Origin of the sequence: Motiliproteus coralliicola (genome assembly GCF_003345655.1) — a bacterium.
GTDB classification, from domain to species: domain Bacteria; phylum Pseudomonadota; class Gammaproteobacteria; order Pseudomonadales; family Balneatricaceae; genus Motiliproteus; species Motiliproteus coralliicola.
Map to the genome: position 1 here is coordinate 263,567 of NZ_QQOH01000003.1, position 25,001 is coordinate 288,567.

Consider the following 25,001-nt stretch of genomic DNA (forward strand, 5'->3'; position numbering starts at 1 on the left):
AAAACGGGGCTTAAGCCCCGTTTTTTGTCGCCAGATTACTACCTAACTTCAGCTAATCAGGCCTTGACAGGTTCTCAAAGCAGTAGTTGGTCGCCTTGACGTATCCCGGCACGCTACCACAGTCGAACCGCAAGCCCTTGAACTTATAACCGATCACCCGGCCCTGCTCGGCCTGCTTCATCAATGCATCGGTGATCTGGATCTCTCCCCCTTTTCCGGGCGGGGTCTGACGAATCAGCTCGAAGATATCTGGGGTCAGCAGATAGCGGCCAATAATCGCCAGGTTGCTGGGAGCCTGATCCACCGGCGGCTTCTCCACCATCGCCTCAATCCGGTAGATACCCTCCGCTTCTTCGGTCCCGGCGATCACGCCGTACTTGTTGACCTGATCCATCGGCACTTCTTCGATCGCTACGATCGAGCACTGGTAGCGCTTGTAAAGCTCAACCATCTGGGCCAACACACCATCACCCCCGGGATTAACACACAGGTCATCGGGTAGGATAACGGCAAAGGGCTCATTTCCCACCACCGGTTCGGCGCAGCCAATCGCATGTCCCAAGCCCTTGGCCTGGAGCTGTCGGATCGAACTGATGCGGCACTGCTCCATCAACCCATTGACGCCCTCGAGCAGCAGCTCTTTGCCGCTACCGGCAATCTGCTGCTCCAGCTCCACATTGCGATCGAAGTGGTTCTCGATCGCCTGCTTATGCCGCCCATTAACAAAGCAGATCTGGGTCAACCCTGCAGCGGCTGCCTCTTCAACGCCGTATTGAATCAACGGCTTATCCACCACCGGCAACATCTCTTTCGGAACCGCCTTGGTGGCCGGAAGAAAGCGTGTTCCCAATCCAGCTACCGGAAAAACACAGCAGCGAACCGTATCAGTCATAACTTCCCCGCATCAGCTAGTAAATCAATGATCAAATCTCGACACCGTTAGAACGACCGATACCGATATAACGGAACCCTTGGGCTTGCAGATAGCCCGGGTCATAGATATTGCGCCCATCCAGAATCAAACGACTTGGCATCAATTGCGCCATCCGCTCAAAATCAGGGCTCCAGAACTCTTTCCATTCGGTCACGATCAGTAGTGCGTCGGCTCCTTCCAGCGCCTCATACATGCCATCGCAGCAAGCCAGATCAGCACGTGCACCTGCCCATTGTGCCACCTGCTCCAACGCCTTGGGGTCGTATAACCGAACGGTTACCCCCTGGGCCCAAAGCGCCTGCATCAGGGTCAAGCTGGGTGCATTATCGATCCGATCAGTACCCGGCTTAAACGAAGCCCCCCAGATCGCCACGGTCTTGTCCTGCATATCCGCCTGCCACAGCTGCCAGAGTTTGCGGAACAGCACCTCTTTCTGCTGCCGATTGGTCTGCAACACGGTACTGAGCAGGTAGGAATCTTCGACGCGCTCCTCGACCGCTTCAGCCAGGCGCATTACGTCGTCGGAGAAGCTCAAACCCCCGAAGCCACAGCCCGGGTAGATATAATCGGAACCGATCCGGGGGTCGGAGCCAACACCCTTACGAACCTGCTCGATATCGACCTGGAGCTGATCGGCCAGATTGGCCATTTCGTTCATAAAACTAAGTTTGGTGGCCAGCATGCCATTGATCGCATACTTGGTGAACTCGGCCTCACGGGTCGACATCCCCAGCCAGCGTTCATGATTACGATTGAACGGGCGCAACAGTTCCTGAACCCGCTTCAGACCGACCTCTTCGGCGCCGGTTCCGCAGCTATCGCTGCCCAGCAGGATTCGCTGCGGCCGGGTAAACCCCTGAATCGCGGCCCCCTCCTGCAAAAAACTCGGTAACGCCAAGCAAGTGACAGACTTCGCCTCATCGGAACGCTTCGCTCGCATCTGCTGCTGTAGCCGCTCGGTGGTCCCGACCGGAAAGGTGCTCTGATTTAACAACACAATCGGCGCGCTGGCCGCCTTGGCCAAACGCTCGCATAAGGCTTCCGCCTGAAGCTGATCCGTAGATTTGTAGGCAAGGCAATGCACTTCACCGTGAACAAAGGCGTGTGTTTCCGTTTCTGCTGCCAGCAAACGTCCGGTGATCAACTGCTCTTTGAGGCGATCCTTCAAGCCAGGTTCATCGAATCCGAGAACCAGTTGACGCAGCTTTCGCAACGTCTCCTGCCGACCGGGCCAGAGCAAGACTTCATTACCAACATCGGCCAACGCCCAGGCGGTGACCAAGGCGGTCAGACCGCTTCCGTATACCGAAACCCGCATCAGCTTTCCTCCTGCGCATCGGCTTGGATCTGGCCGATAAAATCCAGCAGCCCGTCGGTAGAGCTTTCGTCGAAACGGTAGTCAGGCTGGTCGATCGCCGAACGGGTTTTGTTGGCAATCTGTTTGCCCAACTCGACCCCCCACTGATCGAACGGGTTGATCTCCCAGATCACCGACTGAACAAAGACTTTGTGCTCGTACAATGCCAGCAGCTGTCCCAAACTGAATGGGCTCAACTCCTGCAACAACAGGGTACTGGACGGCTGGTTGCCGGGGTAACGTTGATCATTACGAGTCAGCTTGCGACGCTCCTGATCGCTCAAGGCATGATCGCCCAGCATCAACACCCGAGACTGGGCCAGACAGTTAGCCAAGGTCAGGCTCTGCTGCTGACGCAGGGTCTCGCCGGTGCCTTCAGCCGTATTCTCGCGGTAGCGCAACACCGGAGCAATAAAATCGCAGCTGACCGGCTGGGTGCCCTGGTGCAGTAACTGATAAAACGCGTGCTGGGCATTGGGGCCGACTTCGCCCCAGATGATCGGGCAGGTGTCGTAATCGACCCGATCCCCGTCACGATTGACCGATTTACCGTTGCTCTCCATCTCCAACTGGGTCAGGTAATGGGGAAAGTACTTGAGCCGGCCATCATACGGCAGTACCGCATGACCACGGCTGCCGAGAAAGTTGTGATTCCAGATTCCAACCAACGCCAGCAGTACCGGAAGATTCGTTGCAGCCGGAGTGGTCTGGAAATGCTGATCCATCTGATGAGCGCCGCCCAACAACTGGCGAAACCCCGTCATGCCGACCAACAGAGCGATCGGCAGGCCGATCACCGACCAGAGCGAATAACGTCCACCGACCCAATCCCAGAATTGCAGTTGATTAGCCGGATCGATCCCCCACTCGGACATTTTCTGCGGATTGGCAGAGCTGCCGATAAAGTGCTGACGCAGTAAGATCGCCGGATTGTCGATCTTCTCTTCCAACCAACCACGAGCGGTATCGGCATTGGCCAAGGTGTCGATGGTGGTAAAGGATTTCGACGACAGGATGAACAGCGTCGTTTCCTGATTCAGGTGCTTAAGCAGCTCGGCCAACTGGGAGCCGTCGATCGAAGAGACGAAATGGATCCGCAAATCCGCCGCGGCTTCAACCCGAAACTCTTCCAAGGCATGGCAGACCATCTGGGGCCCCAGGTCAGAGCCCCCGACGCCCAAGTTAACCACATCGGTGATCGGCTTGCCGCTGAATCCCCGCCATTGGCGATTGTGGATCTTTTCCACCAGTCCAGCCATCTTATCCAGATTGGCATGAACATCCGCCGTGACGGACACCCCCTCGGCCAGATTGTCGCGACCCCGCGGTGCTCGCAACGCGGTATGCAGTGCGGCACGGCCTTCCGAGCTGTTGACCGCCTCGCCGTCAAACAGACGCTTGGTCCAGCTATCCAACCCTTGCTGCTCTGCCAGCTGAATCAGCAACCGCAGCGTCTGTTGGTTCAGACGCTGCTTGGAAAGATCCAGCAACAGTCCCGGTTGCTGGAAAGACAACGAGGAAAAACGATCCGCCTGCTGATCGAACAGCTGACGCAGATCGAGATTCGAGATCTGCGCCCTGTAGTGCTGTTCCAACGCCTGCCAGGCGGGACTCTGCTTAACCGTCATATCACTCCTTGTATCCGGCTTGGTCGCTGGACAGATCGATCAGTCGACCCAAACCCGTGCATTACGGAACATCCGCATCCAGGCACCATCTTCGCTCCAGGCATCCGGCGCCCAGGAGTTCTGGACCGCCCGGAATACACGCTCCGGATGCGGCATCATGATGGTCACCCGACCATCTGGAGTGGTGACACCGGTAATGCCGGCCGGTGAACCATTCGGGTTAGCCGGATAGGTCTCGGTAATCTGACCACCGTTGTCGATATAGCGTAGCGCCACATTGTGACTGTTCTGCAGTGCCGCCAGATGGTCGGCATCCTTGAACTCGGCTTGGCCTTCACCGTGGGCAACAGCGATCGGCATTTTGGAGCCGGCCATACCGGACAGTAGGATAGACGGACTGTCCTGTACCTCGACCATCGCCACCCGGGCTTCGAACTGCTCTGACAGGTTACGGACAAAGTGCGGCCACAGCTCGGCTCCAGGAATCAGTTCATGAAGGTTGGAGAGCATCTGGCAACCGTTACAGACCCCCAGTGCAAAGCTGTCATCACGCTTGAAGAAGGCTTCAAACTGGTCCCGTGCCCGCGAGTTGAACAGGATCGACTTGGCCCAGCCTTCACCGGCACCCAGCACGTCACCGTAGGAGAAACCACCGCAGGCCACTAGGCCTTTGAACTGTTCCAGGTTGCGTCGTCCCGACAGGATATCGCTCATATGAACGTCAACCGCATCGAATCCGGCCCGATCAAAAGCCGCCGCCATCTCGATCTGGCCGTTGACGCCCTGCTCACGTAGCACGGCGATCTGCGGCTTAACGCCGGTGGCGATCATCGGCGCCGCCACGTCTTCGTTGATATCGAAGCTCAGCTCGGCGTGCAGCCCCGGATTATTCTTCTCCAGCAACCCGTCGAACTCCTGCTTGGCACAGTCGGCGTTGTCGCGCAGGGCCTGGATTTCGTAACTGGTCTGCGCCCACCAGCGCTGCAGCTGCTCACGGGATTGGGTATAGATCTCTTCGTCGTCAAAACCGATGTTGATCTGATCGTCATCGTTCAACGAGCCGATCACCATCGCAATGTCGCCCAATCCGGCGGCATTCAACTCGGTCAGCACCTGTTCGCTGTGCTCGCGCTTGATCTGTACCACCGCACCCAGCTCTTCGCTGAACAGCGCTGCTGCCAGTTCGGCTGATTCGGCCGCCAGCAGGTCCAGATCGATATCGAGACCGGTACGCCCGGCAAACGCCATCTCAACCAAGGTGGTGAACAGGCCACCATCGGCACGATCGTGGTAGGCCAACAGCAGCCCCTGCTCGTTCAGCTCCTGAATCGCAGCGAAGAAGGTTTTCAGCTGTTCGGCGTCCACCACATCGGGCACGTCCTGGCCAACCTGATTGTAAACCTGCGCCAGGGCCGACAGACCCAGACGGTTGTGGCCGTTCCCCAGATCCAGCAACAGCAGATCGGTTTCGCCCAGATCGGTACGCAGCTGCGGGGTCAGGCTCTTGCGGGCATCCAGAACCGGCGCAAAGCCGGAGATAATCAGCGACAGCGGCGCCGTGACGCTCTTCTGCTCGTCGTTATCGCCGCTCCAGACCGTCCGCATCGACATCGAGTCCTTGCCCACCGGCACGGTGATGCCCAGCTGCGGGCATAGCTCCATACCCACCGCCTTGACGGTGTCGTACAGTTTCTCGTCTTCGCCCGGATGGCCGGCGGCACACATCCAGTTGGCCGACAGTTTGATATCACTGAGCTGACCGATACGGGCACCGGCCATGTTGGTAATGGTTTCACCGATCGCCATCCGACCCGAAGCCGGACCATCCACCAGCGCCAGCGGGGTACGCTCGCCCATCGCCATTGCTTCACCAGCGTAAGTGTCGTAGGCGGCAGTAGTTACGGCGCAGTCAGCAACCGGCACCTGCCAGGGACCCACCATCTGATCGCGGGCCACCTGACCGGTAATGGTTCGGTCACCGATGGTGATCAGAAAGCTCTTGCTCGCGACCGCCGGCAGTTTCAGCACTCGCTCGGCCGCCTCGGCCAGATCGATTGAAGTACTATCGAACTCAGCTACTTCGTAGCTGATCCGCTCGACTGAACGGTGCATCTTCGGCGGTTTGCCGAACAGCACGCTCATCGGCAGGTCGACCGGCTTATTGTCAAAATGGGTATCGCCCAGGGTCAGGTGGTGCTCTTCGGTGGCGGTACCGACCACCGCATAGGGGCAACGCTCGCGTTCACAGATCGCTTCGAACAGCGGCATATCTTCCGGCTGAACCGCCAGCACGTAACGCTCCTGGGCTTCGTTACACCAGATCTCCAGCGGCGACATGCCCGGCTCGTCATTGTTGACGTTACGCAGCTCAAAATCACCACCGCGGCCGCCGTCTTTGACCAATTCCGGGAAGGCGTTGGACAGACCACCGGCGCCCACGTCGTGGATAAATGCGATCGGATTGGCATCACCACGCTGCCAGCAGCTGTCGATCACCTCCTGACAGCGACGCTCCAGCTCGGGGTTGTCCCGCTGAACCGAGGCAAAATCAAGATCGGCCGAGCTGGAACCGGATGACATCGACGAGGCTGCACCGCCGCCCAGACCGATCAGCATCGCCGGACCACCCAGGCAGATCAGCTTGGCTCCGACTTCGATCTCGCCCTTGTCCACATGGGAGTCGCGGATGTTACCCATGCCGCCGGCGATCATGATCGGCTTATGATAACCACGAACCTCTTCACCGTTGGCACCGTTGACGGACTGCTCGAAGGTGCGGAAATAACCGGTCAGGGCCGGACGACCAAACTCATTGTTGAACGCCGCGCCACCGATCGGGCCTTCGATCATGATATCGAGAGCCGAAACGATGCGTTCGGGCTTGCCGTAGTCCGATTCCCACGGCTGCTCAAAGCCAGGAATGTTCAGGTCAGAAACCGTAAAGCCGGTCAGGCCCGCTTTGGGCTTACCGCCCTTACCGGTGGCGCCTTCGTCGCGGATCTCACCACCGGAGCCGGTCGCTGCACCGGAATGGGGTGCGATCGCGGTCGGGTGGTTGTGGGTTTCGACCTTGATCAGGATCTGAATATCTTCGTCGTTGTAGCCGTAACTCTTGGATTCCGGATCAGGGAAGAAGCGGCCAGCACGGGAGCCTTTCAGCACCGCAGCGTTATCGGCGTAGGCCGACAGTACATTGTCGCCGGAAACCTGGTAGGTGTTGCGGATCATCGCGAACAGCGACTTCTCCTGCGCCTCGCCGTCGATATCCCAGCTGGCGTTGAAGATCTTGTGGCGGCAATGCTCGGAGTTGGCCTGGGCGAACATCATCAGTTCGACATCGTTGGGGTTGCGGCCCAGTTCGGTAAAGCTCTCTACCAGATAGTCAATCTCATCCTCGGCCAAAGCCAAGCCCAGTTCTATGTTGGCACGAACCAACGCATCGCGACCACCCGCAAGCACATCAACCTGCGACATCGGCTTGGGCTGGGCATGGCTGAACAGCGCCTCGGCCTGATCAACGCTATCGAGCACCTGCTCGACCATTCGATCGTGCAACTGGTCGATGACCGTTTGACGCTGGTCGGCACTCAATTCAGCCGATGCGGTCACATAATAGGCCAGGCCTCGTTCAAGACGGACAACCTGCTCAAGGCCGCAGTTATGGGCAATATCGGTGGCCTTGCTCGACCAGGGCGAAATGGTACCGATCCGCGGCACTACCAGCAGGGCGTCGCCCTGGGGCTCTTCGACCGCCACCTTAGGTCCATAGTGCAGGATCGTCTGCAGCTTCTGCAGATCCGCATCGGACAGCGACTCGGCCAGTTCGGCAAAGTGAACGTATTCAGCATATACTGCGCTGACTACCGGGACCTCTGCTTGCAAACAAGCGAGAAGTTTTTCACGACGGAAGGAGGAAAGAGCGGGAGCGCCACGCAGTTTTAGCATGTCGTTTACAAGCCTCTGGAGAGCAGTTTTGGAATCGATCCGCCCACCCAATTGCGGGGCGGAAATTGAGGCCAAATAATACTGGAATCACCCTGCTGTTGCCATGTATCCCCAAGGATTTTTAGGAGTCCGACAGGCTCGATGAGAAAAGCGCTAATCAGAAAATTGCCGCTGTTGATCGGTGCCGGTATCGCCCTGTCGTTTGTGCCGGTGATCTCGGAGTACAATCCGCAGTCACAACTGGACAGTATCCTTGAACGCAAGCAACTGCGGGTCATCAGCCGCCTGAGTCCAACGACCTACTATCTGGAAGACGGACGCCCGGGGGGCTTTGAGTTTGAACTCAGTCAGGCCTATGCCGATTATCTGGGGGTTGAGCTGGAGCTACTACCCTCCTCCTCGATCCAGGACATCTGGAATGCCCTGCGACTCAACAACGCTCAGCTGGCGGCTGCCGGACTGGCTTTGACCGATGATCGCACCTCCCGCTTCGATTTCGGACCCGGCTACCTGACCAGCAAGGTGTTTCTGATCTACCGCTCGGGAGATGGCCACAAGCCACCGAAGAGTCTGGAGGAGGTCAGTGAACCGATCCATGTGATCGCCGACAGCAGTCACGCCGAATATCTCGCCAAACTCGATCCACAGCCGCCCTGGATTGAAGCCCAGCCTGGGGTTGAGTTACTCGATCTGATCCAGCAGATCGATCGTGGTGAAATTCAGTACGCACTGGTTGATGCCGAAGCGTTTGAGGTCAGCCGTGCGCTGTTTCCGCGGCTTAAAGCCGCCTTTGCCCTGGATCATCCGCAAGTGTCGGTGTGGTGGCTCAAGCGCAGCGCGGACAGCAGCCTGCAACAGAGTTTGATCGATTTTTTTGAGCAACCCAGCACGCAGGACCTGATCCAAGACCTGAAAGAGCGCCACTTTGAGATCGATCATCGTCTCGGACTCGTCGACAATCTGACCTTCCGCCAACACCTCAAGAGTCGCTTTCCCAAACTCAAAGCCTGGCTGATTGAAGCGGCGGCGCAACATCAGATTGAATGGGAGCTGCTGGCTGCGATCGCCTACCAGGAGTCCCACTGGAATCCCAAAGCCGTCTCTCCGACCGGCGTACGCGGCATCATGATGCTGACTCAGAATACTGCCCGAGCGATGGGAGTCACCAAACGCACCGACCCCAAGCAATCAATCTTCGGCGGCGCCCGCTATTTCGCTGAGCAGTTTCAACGGATACCCGAGCGCATTCAGGGAGAGGATCGACTCTGGTTTGCGCTGGCCTCCTACAATGTCGGCCGCGGACATCTGGAAGACGCCCGAGTCTTATCCCAACAGGCCGGCGACAACCCGGATCGCTGGGAAGATGTAGCCAAGCATCTGCCTAAACTGGCGCAGCCACGCTGGTACAACAAGGTAAAACACGGCTTCGCCCGTGGTTATGAGCCGGTCCAATACGTGCAGAATATACGTCGCTACCAGACCATGCTGCAGCTGGAGAGCCGCCACGAAGCGATTCAAGAGATGATGGCGGTACCCGAAATCATGGGGCCGCCGGCACCATCTGCCGGCACCGACCTGGAGAACACCCCGCAAACCCTGTAATCGGTTATTCCGAGGTGGCTTGCTTGCGCTGTTTTTTTAACGCCCGTCGCTGCGCAAAAAATTGACTCAACTGGGTACTGCAACGCTCGGCCAGCACCCCGCCCTGCACCTCAACAGCCCAGTTAAACCAGTCGCTATCGAGCAGCTGAGCTTGACTGGCGACCACCCCGGCCTTGGGCTCGGTGGTGCCGTACACCAACCGACTGATACGGGAGTGGACCATGGCGCCCGTGCACATGGTACAGGGTTCGAGCGTGACATAGAGCGTCGCGCCCGGCAGCCGATAATTCTGCACCCTCTGCGCCGCCTGCCGGATCGCCACCACTTCGGCATGGGCACTGGGATCCTGGCTACCGATTGGCTGATTCCAACCTTCGCCGATCACCTCTCCGTCCAGAACCACCACAGCCCCGACCGGAACCTCGCCCTGTTCCGCACCGAGCTGAGCCAGCTCAAGCGCCCGCTCCATCCAGTGCCGATCTTCGGCCAACTGTTCAGCGGCAGCCGGATCCTTGTCCATATCAGAAGCCAACGTCTAGCGAACCTGGCGCCGCTTGATCGATTCCATTGAGCGCACCCAGGGCTTATCCCGCAGGCCATAGCGGGTGATCAATTCACCCCCCTGCCGCTGAGCCGACTTGATGGTCCCGAATTCTCCCACCAGCAGCACCTGCCAGAGCTGGTCATCATTACGGATCTCGACCACCCGACTATCTGGAATCTGTTGCAGCTTGCTCATCCGTTTCCGGCAAGGCTCGGCGTTGCAGGCCAACAGCTGCAGGGTATAACGACCTTCCGCCAATGCCGGCGGTTCGGCAACGGAACGAATGCCGGAGCCTGCATTGGCCGCCGGCAGCTTGATCGAGGAATCCGCCTCTGTCTGCCCGCTGAACTCCAGCGCGCTGATGTAGTGCTCACTGCGAAACACCGACATCCGGTTGTCTTTCCAGCTGGCGCAGATCCAGGCCTCGGCCTCCGCCTTACAGGCGGTCAGACTGGCAACCTCGGTCGCCGATAGCAGAGGAGCAACAAACAGCCCAGCAATCAGGCAAACGAATCTGAACATCTCACTCATCCTAAGAACATGCGAAAAGACCGCCATCATCGGTAGACCAGCACCTGCTCGATATGCCGAAAGGCGATCGGCAAGGTCGCATCACCAGTCCCAACCTCGCGATAGATCCGCAGCTCATCATCGCCTACCGACAACAACCGCCCCTGCAGCAGGAAGCCGTTCTGGGTCCGGATCCGAATCTGGCTACCGATAAAGCCGGGTAGCCGCTCCATCGCTACCGTCTGGTAGCCACCACTTGGCGGCGTGTAACTGCTGAACTGTTCAACCTCGGGCGCTGGCGGGGTCTCGGGCTCATCAGCCTCTTCAATAAAGGGGCTCTGCAACAGCTCGTTCAACGCCTCGACCCGGGTTCGAACCTCCTCCTCAATCGAGGCCTCACCCTGCTCCGGCGACACCCAGGCCACCTCCAGCGGCTCGATCGGTTGACCGTCTATCCACAGCTTCGGAGCCAGCTGCTCCAGCAACAGCTCCGGAGTTATCCCCAACAGGCTTGGTCCACCCAGCTGCTTTCCACTGAGCAGCTCCAACTGCAACTGCCCCTTTCCGAGTAGAAACTGGCGATAACCGGCCACCAACGCTGGGCCCGGCTCGAGCCCAAACAGGCGGTAACGCTGCAGCAACAGCTCGATATGGCTGTCGACATAGGCCTCGACCTCCACCCCCAACCCCTCAGCACAGAAACGGTTTTGTCGGCCGTTGAGCGACTTATCCTGATAGTCGAGCTGAATATCACTGATCCAGGGCTGGGCAAACTGTAGGTTGTGCTGATCGAATTGGTTGATCTTTAAATCCAGTACGATCCCCAGATCCATCTCATAACCATCGGCCATCCCGGTGTGAAGGTCCACCTGCAGCTGCTTATCGACATTATCAAACCAATAGCTGATCGACAGATCCAACTCCAGCTGCTGATATCCCAAGCGTTGCATCACCTGAGTCGGAGTCAAGGTCCCCATCGCCTGCTCACAACCCAGCATCCAATCGCTCTGATGCTGTTGCTGCGGCAGCATCTCTTGATACTGCAGCAGTACCGGTGAATCGGCGGCCAAACGCATCCCCTGGATATCCACTCCCAGACGCTGCGGCAGCTGTCCTTTCTCAATTCCCCAGTGCAACTGCATCAACTCGAGCGGATCCGAGGCCCGGAACAGAACCCGATCGACCGTCACCCCTTCCTTCTGACCTTCTGGAATCAACTGCAACCCACTGACGCCGGCCACACCATCCAGTCCGGCCTCTATCTTGCTGTAACTGAGGGTGGCAAAGGGGGACAGCTGACGGGCAAAGTCCTCCACCACCGAGCGAATCTGGTACCAGTAATAGCCGTAAGCACCACCAGCAACCAGCAGCGGCAGCACGATCACGGCCGATGTGATACGAAGAATTTTACGACGCAGAAGCGGATTCAAAACCCATCACCTTAAGCATTTCCTTAACTGATTAAGCCTACAATTTAGCAGCTACCGATGGCAATTCAGTCGGTTCAGTAACGATCCCGACGCCAACGACTCCGAATTCTATAGAGGTTAGATAGCTGATGTTAATCATAAAACGGCAATGATACCCCCCTATGATCTCAATTAAACAACTCTCCTACGCCGTCGCGGTTGAAAAGACGCTTCACTTCAAGCACGCAGCCGAACTCAGCCATATCAGTCAGTCGGCCCTTAGCACGGCGCTGAATGAACTGGAAAAACAACTCGGACTGCAGATTTTTGAGCGGGACAATAAAAAGGTACTGATCACCCCGATTGGCCATCAGGTATTGGCGCACGCCCACGCGATCTTGGCGCAGGTGGACAGCCTGGAGCAACTGGCCGACAGCCAGCGAAGCCCGCTCAGCTTTCCCATCAGCATCGGCATTATTCCAACCATCTGCCCCTACCTGCTCCCTCGATTTCTACCGTTATTGAATCAACGCCACCCGAATGCTCAGCTCAACATCGTCGAGGAGCAATCGCAAGTACTGGTGGATCAGGTACGCAGCGGCGAAATCGATACTGCCATCCTTGCCCTACCCTACGCCTGTGACGGCCTGCTGACGATGGAGTTCTGGCAGGAAGATTTCTATTGGGTCAGTTTGAAAGAAAAGCAGTTCGCCGATCGGACAGAGATCACCAGCGGCGAGCTGAATCACTGCAATCTGATGCTACTCAAAGAGGGGCACTGCCTTAAAGAGCATGCCCTTGAAGTTTGCCGCCTGCCACAGCAGATCGCCAACCAGGGCGTCGGCGCCACCAGTCTTAACACTCTGATCGAGATGGTGCTGGGCCAACTGGGGACCACACTGGTACCCCAGATGGCGTTAGAACAACTGATTGGTCGACACCAAAGCCTGTCGGCCCTGCACCTTGGCGAACCCGGCCCCCATCGACGGATCGCGTTTATTCTGCGCCCCAACTCGACACGGATGTCGAGTGTCGAAGCGCTAATTGCGCTCTGCAAAGAGGCACTAGCTCAAAGCGAGGACGATAGCTCAGGAAAAAACTGAATATCAGCTTCCAAATTATCAAATGTACCTGCCACCGGGACTGGATCATCCTGATCAAGAACCCGATCCCCACTCCTTAGGAGGGCAGACAGATGATAAAAAAAACCATCCCCTTGGTGGCTGCTGCTGTACTGACAAGCCTAACCCCGCTAAACCTCTCAGCATCTGAGCTTGCGACACCATCCAACCAGTTCTGGTGGCCGAAACAGCTCGACCTTGATCCGCTGCGGAACCACAACAACCGCTCCAACCCCTACGGCGACAGCTTCGATTATGCCGCCGCCTTCAGCAGCATCGACCTGGAGGCGCTAAAGGCTGATATCGAGACAACCCTGACCACCTCACAGGACTGGTGGCCGGCGGACTGGGGCCATTACGGCGGCCTGATGATCCGGATGGCCTGGCACAGCGCCGGCACCTACCGGGTCCATGACGGTCGCGGTGGCGCCGATGGCGGCCAACAGCGTTTCAACCCACTCAACAGCTGGCCCGACAACGCCAATCTGGACAAGGCCCGGCGCTTGCTGTGGCCGGTAAAGCAGAAATACGGTCGCAATATCTCCTGGGCCGACCTGATGATCCTGGCTGGTAATGTGGCGCTGGAATCGATGGGCTTCGAAACCCTTGGTTTCGCCGGTGGCCGAGTCGATGATTGGGAGGCCGATGAGGTCTACTGGGGCGCCGAAACCAAGATGCTCGGCAACGATAAACGCTACCGAGACGGCAAGCTGGAAAAACCGCTGGCAGCGGTCCAGATGGGGCTGATCTATGTGAATCCCGAAGGCCCCAACGGCAATCACGACCCACTGGCGGCAGCGGCCGATATGCGCGAATCCTTCGGCCGAATGGCGATGAACGACGAGGAGATCGTCGCCCTGGTGGCCGGCGGTCACACCCTGGGTAAAGCCCATGGGGCTCGCAAAGGCGACTGTGTCGGCCCGGAACCGGGTGCCGCTCCGATCGAAGATCAAGGACTCGGCTGGCAAAACAAGTGCGGCAAGGGCAATGCCGAAGATACCCTGACCAGCGGCCTGGAAGGAGCCTGGACCTCAACCCCAACCGCCTGGTCGATCCTCTATCTCGACAATCTGTTCCGATTCCAGTGGCAACAGAGCAAGAGCCCGGCCGGCGCCACCCAGTGGGCCCCGATCGACGAAGCGGCCCAACAGCTGGTCCCCGACGCCCATATCGACGGCAAACGTCATCCACCGGTGATGTTTACCACTGATATGGCGCTGAAGAAGGATCCGGGCTTTCGTGCCATCGCCGAGCGATTCTGGAAAAATCCCAAAGCCTTCGACCAAGCCTTCGCCCGTGCCTGGTTCAAGCTGACCCATCGGGACCTTGGTCCCCGCTCGCGTTATCTGGGTAGTGAGGTGCCGGAGCAGCAGTTCATCTGGCAGGATCCGATACCGGCGCTTGATCACACGCTGATCGACGATAGCCAGGTAGAGGCGCTAAAAGGCAAGATTCTCGACAGCGGCCTCAGCGTATCCGAACTGGTCAGAACCGCCTGGGCTTCAGCCTCCAGCTATCGCGGCTCCGATATGCGCGGTGGTGCCAACGGTGCCCGTATCGCGCTGGCGCCGCAGAAGGGCTGGCCGGCCAACAGCCCCGATGAGCTGGCGCGAGTGCTGCAGACTCTGACCGAAGTGCAGCAAGGCTTCAACCAGTCGCTGCCCGAGGGTACAAAGGTCTCGCTGGCCGATACCATCGTACTGGGCGGAACGGCTGCGATCGAACAGGCCGCCAAGAGCGGAGGTATGGACGTCAAGGTCCCATTCAAGCCGGGTCGCACCGATGCCAGCCAGGAGATGACCGACGTCGAATCCTTTGCGGTACTGGAGCCAAACGCCGATGCATTCCGAAACTACTACAGCCCTGCCGCCTACGGCTCGCCGACCGAGATGCTGATCGAGAAGGCCGATTTGCTGGGGCTGTCGATTCCGGAAATGACCGCGCTGATCGGTGGAATGCGGGTGCTGGACGCCAATAGCGCCGGCTCACGACACGGTATCCTGACCGATCAGCCCGGCACCCTGAGCAACGACTTCTTCGTCAACCTGCTCGATATGTCCACCCGTTGGGAAAAAGCGGAAGACGGCGTATACCAAGGTGTTGACCGCGCCTCGGATAAACCGAAATGGACCGCCACCTCGGTTGATCTGATCTTCGGTTCCAACACCGAACTGCGGGCGGTGGCGGAAACCTACGCCTCCAGCGACGGCCAGGTTGAGTTTATCGAGGACTTCATTGCCGCCTGGAGCAAGGTGATGTTGGCGGATCGATTTGAGCTGAACTGATTCGGCCAGGCCGATGCGGGCAAACAAAAAAGGCGGCACATCAAGCGCCGCCTTTTCTTTCACTATCCGTTCAACTTACCGAACGCAGCAACAACCGTTTATTCCCACTCGATGGTGGCCGGCGGCTTGCTGGATACGTCGTAGGCGACCCGGGAGATACCCGAGATCTCGTTGATGATCCGGCCGGACACGGTTTCCAGCAGGTCATAGGGCAGATGGGCCCAGCGGGCGGTCATAAAGTCGATGGTTTCGACCGCACGCAGTGAGACCACGTACTCGTAGCGACGACCATCACCGACTACGCCAACAGACTTAACCGGCAGGAATACTACAAACGCCTGGCTGGTCTTATGGTACCAACCGGATTTGTGCAGCTCCTCGATAAAGATCGCATCGGCTTCACGCAGGATGTCGGCGTATTCTTTCTTCACTTCGCCGAGAATCCGAACACCCAGGCCCGGTCCCGGGAACGGGTGACGGTAGACCATGTCGTAGGGCAGACCCAGCTCCAGACCGATCTTGCGAACCTCGTCTTTGAACAGCTCACGCAGCGGCTCGACCAGATCCAGCTTCATGTCGTCGGGCAGACCGCCGACATTGTGGTGGGACTTGATCACATGGGCCTTGCCGGTCTTAGCAGCAGCAGATTCAATAACATCCGGGTAGATGGTGCCCTGGGCCAGCCATTTAACATTGTCGATCTTAGCCGCTTCGTCGTCGAACACCTCGATAAAGGTGTTACCGATAATCTTGCGCTTCTGCTCCGGATCGCTAATTCCCTTGAGTTTGCCCAGGAACAGCTCTTCGGCATCGGCGCGGATCACCTTGACGCCCATGTTCTTGGCGAACATGTCCATCACCTGGTCGCCCTCGTGCTTACGCAGCAGGCCGTTATCAACAAACACACAGGTCAGTTGATCGCCGATCGCCTTGTGCAGCAGCGCTGCCACCACGGAGGAGTCGACCCCACCGGATAGACCCAGCAGCACGTGATCGTCGCCAACCTGCTCGCGCACCTGCGCGATCGCGTCTTTGACGATATTGGTCGGCGTCCAGAGTGCTTCGGTGCCGCAGATATCACGCACGAAGCGGGACAGGATACGATCACCCTGCTTGGTGTGAGTCACTTCCGGGTGGAACTGAACCCCATAGAACTTGCGCTGCTCGTCGTACATACCCGCGATCGGTGCACTCTCGGTGGCCGCCATCAGGTGGAAACCTTCCGGCATTTCGGTGACCTTGTCGCCGTGGCTCATCCACACGTCCAGCAACAATACACCGTTGTTGGCCACGTGATCTTCGATACCATCCAGCAGCGCACTCTTGCCTTCGGTACGAACCTGAGCATAACCAAACTCACGCAGATCGGAGCTTTCAACCTTGCCGCCCAACTGCTCCGCCATGGTCTGCATGCCGTAGCAGATACCCAGTACCGGTACGCCCAGTTCAAACACCAACTGCGGCGCCCGCGGGGTGTCGGAACCGGTCACCGATTCCGGCCCACCAGCCAGGATGATCCCCTTGGGATTAAACTCGCGGATCTCCTCCTCGCTCATGTCGAAGGCACGAATTTCCGAGTAAACCCCACACTCGCGCACCCGACGGGCGATCAGCTGAGTGTACTGGGATCCGAAGTCCAGAATCAGAATACGTTGCGCATGGATATCTTGGGTCACGGTATTAGTCTCCGCCGACGGTCTGTCACCGTCTGTATCTGCTTATCAAATAAAGCGATAAAAAAACAATGGGGCTGCAACTACAGCCCCATCGGTTTACTTATTCTGCTTAGCCCACGCGATAGTTGGGCGCTTCCTTGGTGATGGTCACATCGTGGACGTGGCTTTCCTTCATGCCGGCGCCGGTGATGCGAACAAACTGCGGCTCGGTGCGCATCTGCTCCACGTTGGCGCTACCGGTGTAGCCCATGCTGGAGCGCAGCCCGCCCATCAGCTGGTGCACCACCGCAGCCATCGGGCCTTTACAGGGCACCCGACCTTCGATCCCTTCGGGGACCAACTTCTCTGCTCCGGCGCTGTTATCCTGGAAGTAACGATCCGAGGAGCCTTGCGACTGCGCCATGGCGCCGATCGAGCCCATGCCGCGGTAAGCTTTAAAGGCCCGACCTTGGTACAGCTCAACCTCACCGGGGGCTTCGTCGGTACCGGCCAGCATGCCGCCAACCATTACCGCTGAGGCACCGGCCACAATGGCCTTGGACAGGTCGCCGGAGAAGCGCACACCGCCATCGGCGATTAGAGGCACACCGCGCTCAGCCAGCGCTGCCGCCACGTTGGCGACCGCTGAGATCTGTGGAACACCGACACCGGCAACGATTCGGGTGGTACAGATGGAACCCGGACCGATACCGACCTTAACGCCATCGGCACCGGCATCAGCCAGCGCAGTCGCCGCCTCGGCAGTGGCGATGTTTCCACCGATCACCTGCAGCTGCGGGAAAGTCTCTTTGGCCCAGCGAACGCGATCGATCACACCCTTGGAGTGACCGTGAGCGGTATCAATAATCACCACATCGACACCGGCATTGACCAGCGCGGTGATACGGTCCGGAGTTTCCGGGCCGGTACCGACCGCAGCACCGACAATCAGTCGGCCTTCGCTATCTTTGGCGGCACTGGGGTAGGCCTTGGCCTTGTTCATGTCCTTAACGGTCATCATCCCCTGCAGACGGAAATCCGCATCGACCACCAGGATCTTCTCGATTCGATGCTTACGCAGCAGATTGCGAACCTTGTCAGGATCGACCCCTTCCTGGACCGTAACCAGACGATCCTTGGGAGTCATGATGGAGGCAACGGTGGCGTCCAAGTGACGTTCGAAGCGCATATCCCGGCTGGTCACGATACCGACCAGGTCATCCCCATCGAGAACCGGGAAACCGGAAAAACCATGCTGCTCGGCCAGCTTGTGCAGCTCACCGACGGTCAGATCGGAACTGCAGGTGACCGGATCCTTGACCACACCGCTCTCGAAGCGCTTCACCTTAAGCACCTCGGCAGCCTGCTGCTCGATGGTCATGTTCTTGTGGATGATACCGATACCGCCTTCCTGGGCCATGGCAATGGCCAGGCGCGATTCGGTTACTGTATCCATCGCAGCCGATACCAGCGGGATATTCAGCTCGATTCCACGGGTCAGACGGGTCTTGAGGCAGACATCTTTGGGCAGTACCTCGGAATAGCCGGGTACCAGCAGAACGTCGTCGAAGGTCAATGCTTCCTGAGCAACACGCAACATGGGTAAAACCTCCAAATCGGGCAGGGGCTGCGCCTAGGGAACCTGCGAATAAGTCCTTACGCGCTTCTGGCTTTCAGCTTGATTCGCAATCAAGGCGCAGCTTTGAAGCAATGTCTAGACCTTACGAAAAGCTGAAACGCAGAGTGCGGGTCAAGCTGAAATCCCCGTAGGGCAAGACCTGAAGCACACAATTTCGTCGTTACAACCTTTGCCAAGGGCGAAGGCCATTAGCTGCAGCTTGCGCCTAGAACTTGCGCACTTCAGGCACTTGCAGAAGCCGTAGGGGCTTGTTCGCAGGCTCCCTCGGGAAAAAACGGCGGATTATATAACGACAAACAGCCCTGAACAATGGCTATTCAGAGCTGTTTGCGGTAATAGACGAATTTTTGGCGTTCGAAACGAGAGCGGCGCTGCTCGCTAGTCCATCTCGTCGATCCAGGCCGCCTGGATCGCCTCTAGGATCTTCTCGCCGCAGTGCTTGGGATCATCATCGAAATCTTCCAGCTCCAGCACCCAAGTATAAAGATCGGTAAACCGGATCGATGTCGGGTCGACGTCCGGGTACTTTTCACTCAGCTCGATCGCAATATCGAGGGTGTCGATCCACTTCAGTGACATGGGTCTTCCTCCCGGCATTAATTAAAGGTATCAGTGATTCTCGGACACCTGATTAAGGGTGTACTTCGGAATCTCGATTACCAGATCTTCGTCAGCAACCACCGCCTGACAGCTCAAACGTGAGTCAGGCTCCAGCCCCCAGGCCTTATCGAGCATATCGTCCTCGAGCTCGTCGGACTCCTCCATCGAATCGAAGCCTTCGCGAACGATGACATGACAGGTGGTGCAGGCACAGGATTTTTCACAGGCGTGCTCGATCTCAATCCCTTCGGCCAGCGCCGCATCAAGAACGGTAACACCCGGCTCAACCTCAACCACCTTACCTTCAGGGCAAAGCTCGTGGTGGGGTAGAAAAATCAACTGGGGCATCGGAACTCCTCGTTTTGGGGTGATTAACCCACGGACAATTAGTTACTTCTTTAAACAATCGGGCAGGTCGGACAGCTCTTGCTCGTCTGGATTGAGCTCGTCGACCGCATGGCCAGACAGCGCTTGGCGCACACCTTCATCCATCCGACGGGCGGCAAACTCGTCACTGGCCGCCGACAGCACCTCGATTCCCTTGGCGATCAGCTTGTGATCGGTTCCCTGACGAACCCGCTTAAGCTGCTCAACCCCCTGGGAGAGCGCAGCCAGATCATCGGCATGGAGCAGCCGCTCACCATCGGCCGCCAAGGCACTTTCGAGCGCTTCTACCAAACGATCCGCCTCGACCTGCTGCTCACGCAATGTACGGGCATCATGGTCTTCCTGGGCATGACTGAACGAGTCCTGGATCATCCGGGCAATCTCACCATCACTCAGGCCGTAGGACGGCTTGACCTCTACCGAGCTCTCGACACCGCTGTTCAGCTCGCGAGCCGTCACCGCCAACAGGCCATCGGCATCGACCTGGAAGGTCACCCGCACCTTGGCATTGCCAGACGCCATCGGGGGAATGCCACGCAACTCGAAGCGCGACAATGAACGACAATCATCGACCAGTTCGCGCTCGCCTTGCAGAACATGGATCGCCATCGCAGTCTGGCCATCCTTATAGGTGGTGAATTCCTGGGCACGAGCCACCGGGATCGGCGTGTTTCGATCGATTACTTTCTCGACCAGACCGCCCATGGTTTCGAGCCCCAGCGATAGCGGAATCACATCCAGCAACAGCATCTCAGCATCGGGCTTGTTGCCGGCCAGCACATCGGCTTGAATCGCCGCACCGATCGCAACCACCCGATCCGGATCGATCTCACTGTGAGGCACATTGCCGAAGAACTTTTCCACCAGTGTGCGCACATGGGGTACCCGGGTCGATCCGCCTACCATCACCACTTCACTGATCTGGTCGGCCTCGACACCGGCGTCCTTCAACGCTCGACGACAGGCACGCAGCGTTTGCTTGATCTTGGGTTCGATCAAACCATTGAACTGCTCAAGGCTTAATGCCCCCTGCCAGGACTGACCATCCAGTTCAAAGCTCAGCTCGGCCTGATCGGCCCCGCTCAACTGCTCCTTAACCGATCGAGCCAGATCCAACAGCCGGCGCTGCTGTTGCTGAGCCAGCTGCTCAACCCCCATCTGCTGCAGCACCCACTCGGCGATAGCATGGTCGAAGTCATCCCCGCCCAAGGCACTGTCGCCGCCGGTAGAGAGTACTTCGAAGACGCCACGATTGAGACGCAAAATCGAAATATCGAAGGTTCCGCCACCCAGATCGTAGATCGCGAAGGTCCCTTCAGCCGCACTATCGAGTCCATAGGCCACCGCCGCTGCAGTCGGTTCATTGAGCAACCGAAGTACGTTAATACCAGCCAACTTGGCGGCATCTTTGGTGGCCTGGCGCTGAGCTTCATCAAAATAGGCCGGAACCGTGATTACCGCACCGACCAGCTCGCCACCCAAGGCTTCATGACCTCGGTCAGCCAGGGTCTTAAGAATATCGGCAGAAACCTGGACCGGACTCTTCTCGCCGGCCACGGTCTGCAAATAGGGCATGCCGCCATCAGTCTCGACAAAATCGTAGGGTAACTGATCGCCGAGGCTCTTCACATCAGCCAGACCACGGCCCATAAAACGCTTCACCGATACGATGGTGTTAAGCGGGTCCCCTGACGCAGCCTCGCGGGCACTGTATCCGACCTCGGCGGCCTGATCACCGCCATGATAACGCACCACCGACGGCAACAGATGACGCCCCTCCACATCGGCCAGCGTATCCGCCTCGCCGCTGCGCACGGTGGCCACCAGTGAGTTGGTGGTTCCCAGATCGATCCCAACCGCCAGTTTATGCTGATGGGGCTTGGCACTTTGCCCCGGCTCCGCAATCTGTAGTAACGCCATCTAGGTTTGTATCCTTTTGGTTCAGGCCCTGCGTTGGTCAGGGTATTTAGAGATCATCCAGCTCGTCTTCGACCCGCTCGATCTCATGCCGTAATTTGTCAAAGAACTGTAATTTTCGCAGATTATCCAGCGCATCGCTCAGCACCGCCGGATCATCACTTTGTAGCTGCGATTCAAGCGACTGCTGCAGCTCAGCCTCACTACCCTGCAACTGCTCAAGCAGCTCTTCTAGCGCCTCAAACGGATCATCCGCGTGCCGTGCATCATCAAGCTGTTCGCGCAGCATCATCTGCTGCATCAGGAAAGCACCATCGGAAACCGTTTGATGACTGACATCGGTATCCACACCCTTGAGCGACAACAGATAGGCAGCTCGTCGTAGCGGTGATTTCAGCGTTGCCAGCGCTTCGTTCAGATGCGCCGAGGCTTGAACAGCCTGCAGCTGTTCGCGCTCGCTCTTATGGGCATAACGATCGGGATGGAGAGTCTTTTGCAGGGCCCGATAACGTTCGGACAACAGCGCTGTATCGACTTGATACTGCTGAGGCAGCTCAAACAGGATGAAGTAATTTTGTTCGATAGCCATGGATTCAGCTTAGGTAGGTTCCGTGTCTGCTGGTTTCAGGCACTGAAAGGGAGGCTAAAACCTGCCTCCCGAGGTTCGGTTCGGACGCCAGCTGCTGTGGCTTTATTTCAGGTATTGAGGGCTCGCCTCAAACGCTGAAGCTTTCGCCACAACCGCATTCACTGCGGGCATTGGGGTTATTGAACTTGAAGCCTTCGTTCAGACCCTCTTTGACGAAATCAAGCTCAGTCCCATCCAGGTACACCAGACTCTTGGGATCGATCACCACTTTCAAGCCTTCGATGTCGAACACCTGATCTTCTTCGGCCACCTCATCGGCAAACTCGAGTACGTATCCCATTCCGGAGCATCCGGTGGTACGTACCGCCAGACGAATACCCACGCCACCGCCTCGATTCTCGAGGAACCGGCTGACATGGTTATGGGCTGCCGTAGTCATGGTGATTGCCATAGCACTTCCTTAATCTTGTTGATCTGACCGGGCACAACCACCGCACCCGACCGACCAGCTATTACCCGTTTTTCTTCCGATAGTCAGCGATCGCTGCCTTGATCGCATCTTCGGCCAGCACGGAGCAGTGAATCTTCACCGGCGGCAATGCCAGCTCTTCGGAGATCTGAGTGTTTTTCAGATCCGCCGCCTGATCCAACGTCATCCCCTTGACCCATTCGGTCACCAGGGAGCTGGAGGCGATCGCCGAGCCGCAACCGTAGGTCTTGAACTTGGCATCCTCGATGACACCCTCGTCGCTGACTTTGATCTGCAGACGCATCACATCGCCACACGCCGGGGCACCAACCATGCCGGTACCGACCTGCTGGTCTTTGTCGTCCATCTTGCCGACATTACGCGGGTTTTCGTAGTGGTCCAGTACTTCTTCGCTATATGCCATCTCTCTCTACCTCTTGTTGATCGGTGGGGGCCTTAGTGGCTGACCCACTCGACCTTGTCCAGATCAACGCCGTCTTTGTACATATCCCACAGCGGCGACAATTCACGCAGCTTGGAGACCGCAGTCCGGATCTTATCAATTGCAAAGTCCACATCTTCTTCGGTGGTGAAGCGACCGAAGCTGAAACGGATCGAGCTGTGTGCCAGCTCGTCGTTCATGCCCAGCGCACGCAGCACATAAGAAGGCTCGAGGCTGGCCGATGTGCAGGCCGAACCGGAGGAAACCGCCAGGTCCTTCAGCGCCATCAGCAGCGACTCGCCTTCGACGAAGTTGAAGCTGACATTGATGTTGCTGGCCACACGCTGGTCAAAATCGCCGTTGCAGAATACCTGCTCCAGGTCCTGAACGCCGTCCCACAGACGCTGACGCAACTTCAACAGACGCTTGTTCTCTTCATGCATCTCGGCTTTGGCGATCGCAAAGGCCTCGCCCATGCCGACAATCTGGTGAGTCGCCAGGGTGCCGGAACGCATGCCACGCTCGTGACCACCGCCGTGCATCTGCGCTTCGAGACGAACCCGCGGCTTACGGCGGACATACAAGGCACCGATACCCTTGGGTCCGTACACTTTATGGGCGGAGAAGGACATCAGATCGACCTTCAGACGCTCCAGATCGATATTGATCTTACCGGCGCTCTGAGCCGCATCGACATGGAACAGCACCTTGTTGGCACGGGTCAACTCGCCGATCGCTTCAATATCGTTGATCACGCCGATCTCGTTGTTGACGTGCATGATCGACACCAGAATCGTATCTTCACGCAGGGCCTCGGCCACCGACTCCGGGGTCACGATGCCATTGGGCTGCGGATCCAGGTAGGTCACCTCGAAGCCTTCACGCTCCAGTTGACGACAGGTATCCAGCACCGCCTTGTGTTCGATCTTGGAGGTAATGATGTGCTTGCCCTTCTTGCTGTAGAAGTGGGCCACACCTTTGATCGCCAGGTTGTCGGACTCGGTCGCACCAGAGGTCCAGACAATCTCGCGGGGATCACAATTGACCAGATCGGCCACTTGGCGACGGGCGGTCTCCACCGCTTCCTCCGCCTTCCAGCCGAACAGGTGGGAACGTGAAGCCGGATTACCAAAGTTACCTTCCAGAGTCAGACACTCGGTCATCTTTTCGGCAACCCGCGGATCCATCGGTGTGGTCGCAGAGTAATCCAGATAAATCGGCAGCTTCATTCTAATCTCCGTTCTGCGAAGCCCAGGGTTAACCGGTAGCTTCGATACGTTCAAATTCGATCGATTGCAGGCGGACGCGATCCTGTCGCTGAGAGACCTCCTGCACATCACGTCGGGCAACCAGATCCGCCAGTGAGATTCCGCTCAGGAACGCATGGATCTGATCACTCAGGTCACACCACAGATGATGGGTCAGACAGGCTTCGCCCTCGTGACAGTCTCCCTTACCACCACAGCCTGTAGCGTCGACGGACTCGTTAACCGCATCAATCACCTGCACGATATAAATGTCGGCCTTGTCCCGGCTCAGCTGGTAACCACCACCAGGGCCTCGAACACTTTTGACCAGATCATTGCGGCGCAGCTTGGCAAACAACTGCTCCAGATAAGAGAGGGAAATCAGCTGTCGTGATGAGATATCAGCAAGACTGATCGGACCACGCCCTTCATGCAGTGCCAGATCCAGCATCGCTGTAACAGCGTAACGTCCCTTGGTTGTTAATCGCATGGTTGCCCCCCGGTTATCATTATTTCTGGCGAGGATTATCTATTAGCCGACTATTTTAGTCAATTATTTATCCGACTATTTTGATCAGTTATAGATAATTCGACCGGCCCGTTTCCGAGGGAGGAGGGGCGTCCACTCTACCACAGTGCTTGCAAGGCTAAAACCACTGCCAAAATCCAAAGCCCGAGATGATAGCCAGCCCCCGGAAACAGGCCTTGATAAAACTCAAGT

General features: G+C 57.7%; 20 protein-coding genes. 3 read left to right on the forward strand and 17 right to left on the reverse strand.

What is annotated here, in order from left to right:
- Positions 1-52: 52 nt before the first annotated feature.
- Genes galU through purL form a run of 4 tightly spaced genes read right to left on the reverse strand, consistent with a single transcriptional unit; the run spans position 53 to position 7,864 of the window.
- On the reverse strand, positions 53-892 hold the full coding sequence (gene galU, locus DV711_RS12000; RefSeq protein ID WP_114695945.1) for a UTP--glucose-1-phosphate uridylyltransferase GalU: 840 nt from the start codon (positions 890-892) through the stop codon (positions 53-55).
- Positions 893-923: 31 nt separating this feature from the next.
- Positions 924-2,252 (reverse strand): UDP-glucose dehydrogenase family protein, encoded by a 1,329-nt coding sequence (locus tag DV711_RS12005; protein ID WP_114695946.1) that lies wholly within the window; start codon positions 2,250-2,252, stop codon positions 924-926.
- Positions 2,252-3,919 carry a glucose-6-phosphate isomerase gene (pgi, locus tag DV711_RS12010; RefSeq protein WP_114695947.1) on the reverse strand — a complete coding sequence of 556 codons (1,668 nt, stop codon included), beginning with the start codon at positions 3,917-3,919 and terminating at the stop codon, positions 2,252-2,254. Before pgi ends, DV711_RS12005 begins: the two co-directional genes overlap by 1 nt.
- A gap of 39 nt (positions 3,920-3,958) precedes the next feature.
- On the reverse strand, positions 3,959-7,864 hold the full coding sequence (gene purL / locus DV711_RS12015) for a phosphoribosylformylglycinamidine synthase (RefSeq protein WP_114695948.1): 3,906 nt from the start codon (positions 7,862-7,864) through the stop codon (positions 3,959-3,961).
- A gap of 141 nt (positions 7,865-8,005) precedes the next feature.
- Between purL and mltF the strand changes: the two genes are divergently transcribed.
- On the forward strand, positions 8,006-9,466 hold the full coding sequence (gene mltF, locus DV711_RS12020; protein WP_114695949.1) for a membrane-bound lytic murein transglycosylase MltF: 1,461 nt from the start codon (positions 8,006-8,008) through the stop codon (positions 9,464-9,466).
- A gap of 4 nt (positions 9,467-9,470) precedes the next feature.
- Here mltF and tadA read toward each other — a convergent pair whose 3' ends face one another.
- The 3 genes from tadA to DV711_RS12035 are packed head-to-tail and all read right to left on the reverse strand — an operon-like array spanning position 9,471 to position 11,950.
- Positions 9,471-9,998 (reverse strand): tRNA adenosine(34) deaminase TadA, encoded by a 528-nt coding sequence (gene tadA, locus DV711_RS12025; RefSeq protein ID WP_481318822.1) that lies wholly within the window; start codon positions 9,996-9,998, stop codon positions 9,471-9,473.
- Positions 9,999-10,001: 3 nt separating this feature from the next.
- Positions 10,002-10,532 (reverse strand): hypothetical protein, encoded by a 531-nt coding sequence (locus tag DV711_RS12030; RefSeq protein ID WP_114695951.1) that lies wholly within the window; start codon positions 10,530-10,532, stop codon positions 10,002-10,004.
- A gap of 35 nt (positions 10,533-10,567) precedes the next feature.
- On the reverse strand, positions 10,568-11,950 hold the full coding sequence (locus tag DV711_RS12035; protein WP_114695952.1) for a hypothetical protein: 1,383 nt from the start codon (positions 11,948-11,950) through the stop codon (positions 10,568-10,570).
- Between the two features lie 161 nt (positions 11,951-12,111).
- Between DV711_RS12035 and DV711_RS12040 the strand changes: the two genes are divergently transcribed.
- Together DV711_RS12040 and katG are read left to right on the forward strand one after the other, a co-directional pair.
- Positions 12,112-13,032, forward strand: a complete 921-nt coding sequence (locus DV711_RS12040; protein WP_114695953.1) for a hydrogen peroxide-inducible genes activator — start codon at positions 12,112-12,114, stop codon at positions 13,030-13,032.
- A gap of 92 nt (positions 13,033-13,124) precedes the next feature.
- On the forward strand, positions 13,125-15,335 hold the full coding sequence (katG, locus tag DV711_RS12045) for a catalase/peroxidase HPI (protein ID WP_114695954.1): 2,211 nt from the start codon (positions 13,125-13,127) through the stop codon (positions 15,333-15,335).
- 98 nt (positions 15,336-15,433) lie between these two features.
- On the opposite strand, the gene guaA is transcribed toward katG, so the two are convergent.
- From guaA to iscR, 10 genes are all read right to left on the reverse strand, one after another.
- Entirely contained in the window at positions 15,434-17,011 is a 1,578-nt protein-coding gene (gene guaA / locus DV711_RS12050) for a glutamine-hydrolyzing GMP synthase (RefSeq protein WP_114695955.1), read from the reverse strand.
- Between the two features lie 109 nt (positions 17,012-17,120).
- Entirely contained in the window at positions 17,121-18,590 is a 1,470-nt protein-coding gene (gene guaB / locus DV711_RS12055) for an IMP dehydrogenase (RefSeq protein ID WP_114695956.1), read from the reverse strand.
- 417 nt (positions 18,591-19,007) lie between these two features.
- Positions 19,008-19,208, reverse strand: coding sequence for a Fe-S cluster assembly protein IscX (gene iscX / locus DV711_RS12060; protein WP_114695957.1), 201 nt, complete (start codon positions 19,206-19,208; stop codon positions 19,008-19,010).
- Positions 19,209-19,238: 30 nt separating this feature from the next.
- On the reverse strand, positions 19,239-19,577 hold the full coding sequence (fdx, locus tag DV711_RS12065) for an ISC system 2Fe-2S type ferredoxin (protein ID WP_114695958.1): 339 nt from the start codon (positions 19,575-19,577) through the stop codon (positions 19,239-19,241).
- A 42-nt stretch (positions 19,578-19,619) separates the two neighbouring features.
- Entirely contained in the window at positions 19,620-21,536 is a 1,917-nt protein-coding gene (hscA, locus tag DV711_RS12070) for a Fe-S protein assembly chaperone HscA (RefSeq protein WP_114695959.1), read from the reverse strand.
- Between the two features lie 46 nt (positions 21,537-21,582).
- Positions 21,583-22,122, reverse strand: coding sequence for a co-chaperone HscB (hscB, locus tag DV711_RS12075; protein WP_114695960.1), 540 nt, complete (start codon positions 22,120-22,122; stop codon positions 21,583-21,585).
- Between the two features lie 127 nt (positions 22,123-22,249).
- Positions 22,250-22,573, reverse strand: coding sequence for an iron-sulfur cluster assembly protein IscA (gene iscA, locus DV711_RS12080; RefSeq protein WP_114695961.1), 324 nt, complete (start codon positions 22,571-22,573; stop codon positions 22,250-22,252).
- Positions 22,574-22,634: 61 nt separating this feature from the next.
- Positions 22,635-23,015, reverse strand: coding sequence for a Fe-S cluster assembly scaffold IscU (gene iscU / locus DV711_RS12085; RefSeq protein ID WP_114695962.1), 381 nt, complete (start codon positions 23,013-23,015; stop codon positions 22,635-22,637).
- A 32-nt stretch (positions 23,016-23,047) separates the two neighbouring features.
- Positions 23,048-24,262 (reverse strand): IscS subfamily cysteine desulfurase, encoded by a 1,215-nt coding sequence (locus DV711_RS12090; RefSeq protein ID WP_114695963.1) that lies wholly within the window; start codon positions 24,260-24,262, stop codon positions 23,048-23,050.
- A gap of 28 nt (positions 24,263-24,290) precedes the next feature.
- Positions 24,291-24,770 carry a Fe-S cluster assembly transcriptional regulator IscR gene (gene iscR / locus DV711_RS12095; RefSeq protein WP_114695964.1) on the reverse strand — a complete coding sequence of 160 codons (480 nt, stop codon included), beginning with the start codon at positions 24,768-24,770 and terminating at the stop codon, positions 24,291-24,293.
- Between the last annotated feature and the right edge of the window lie 231 nt (positions 24,771-25,001).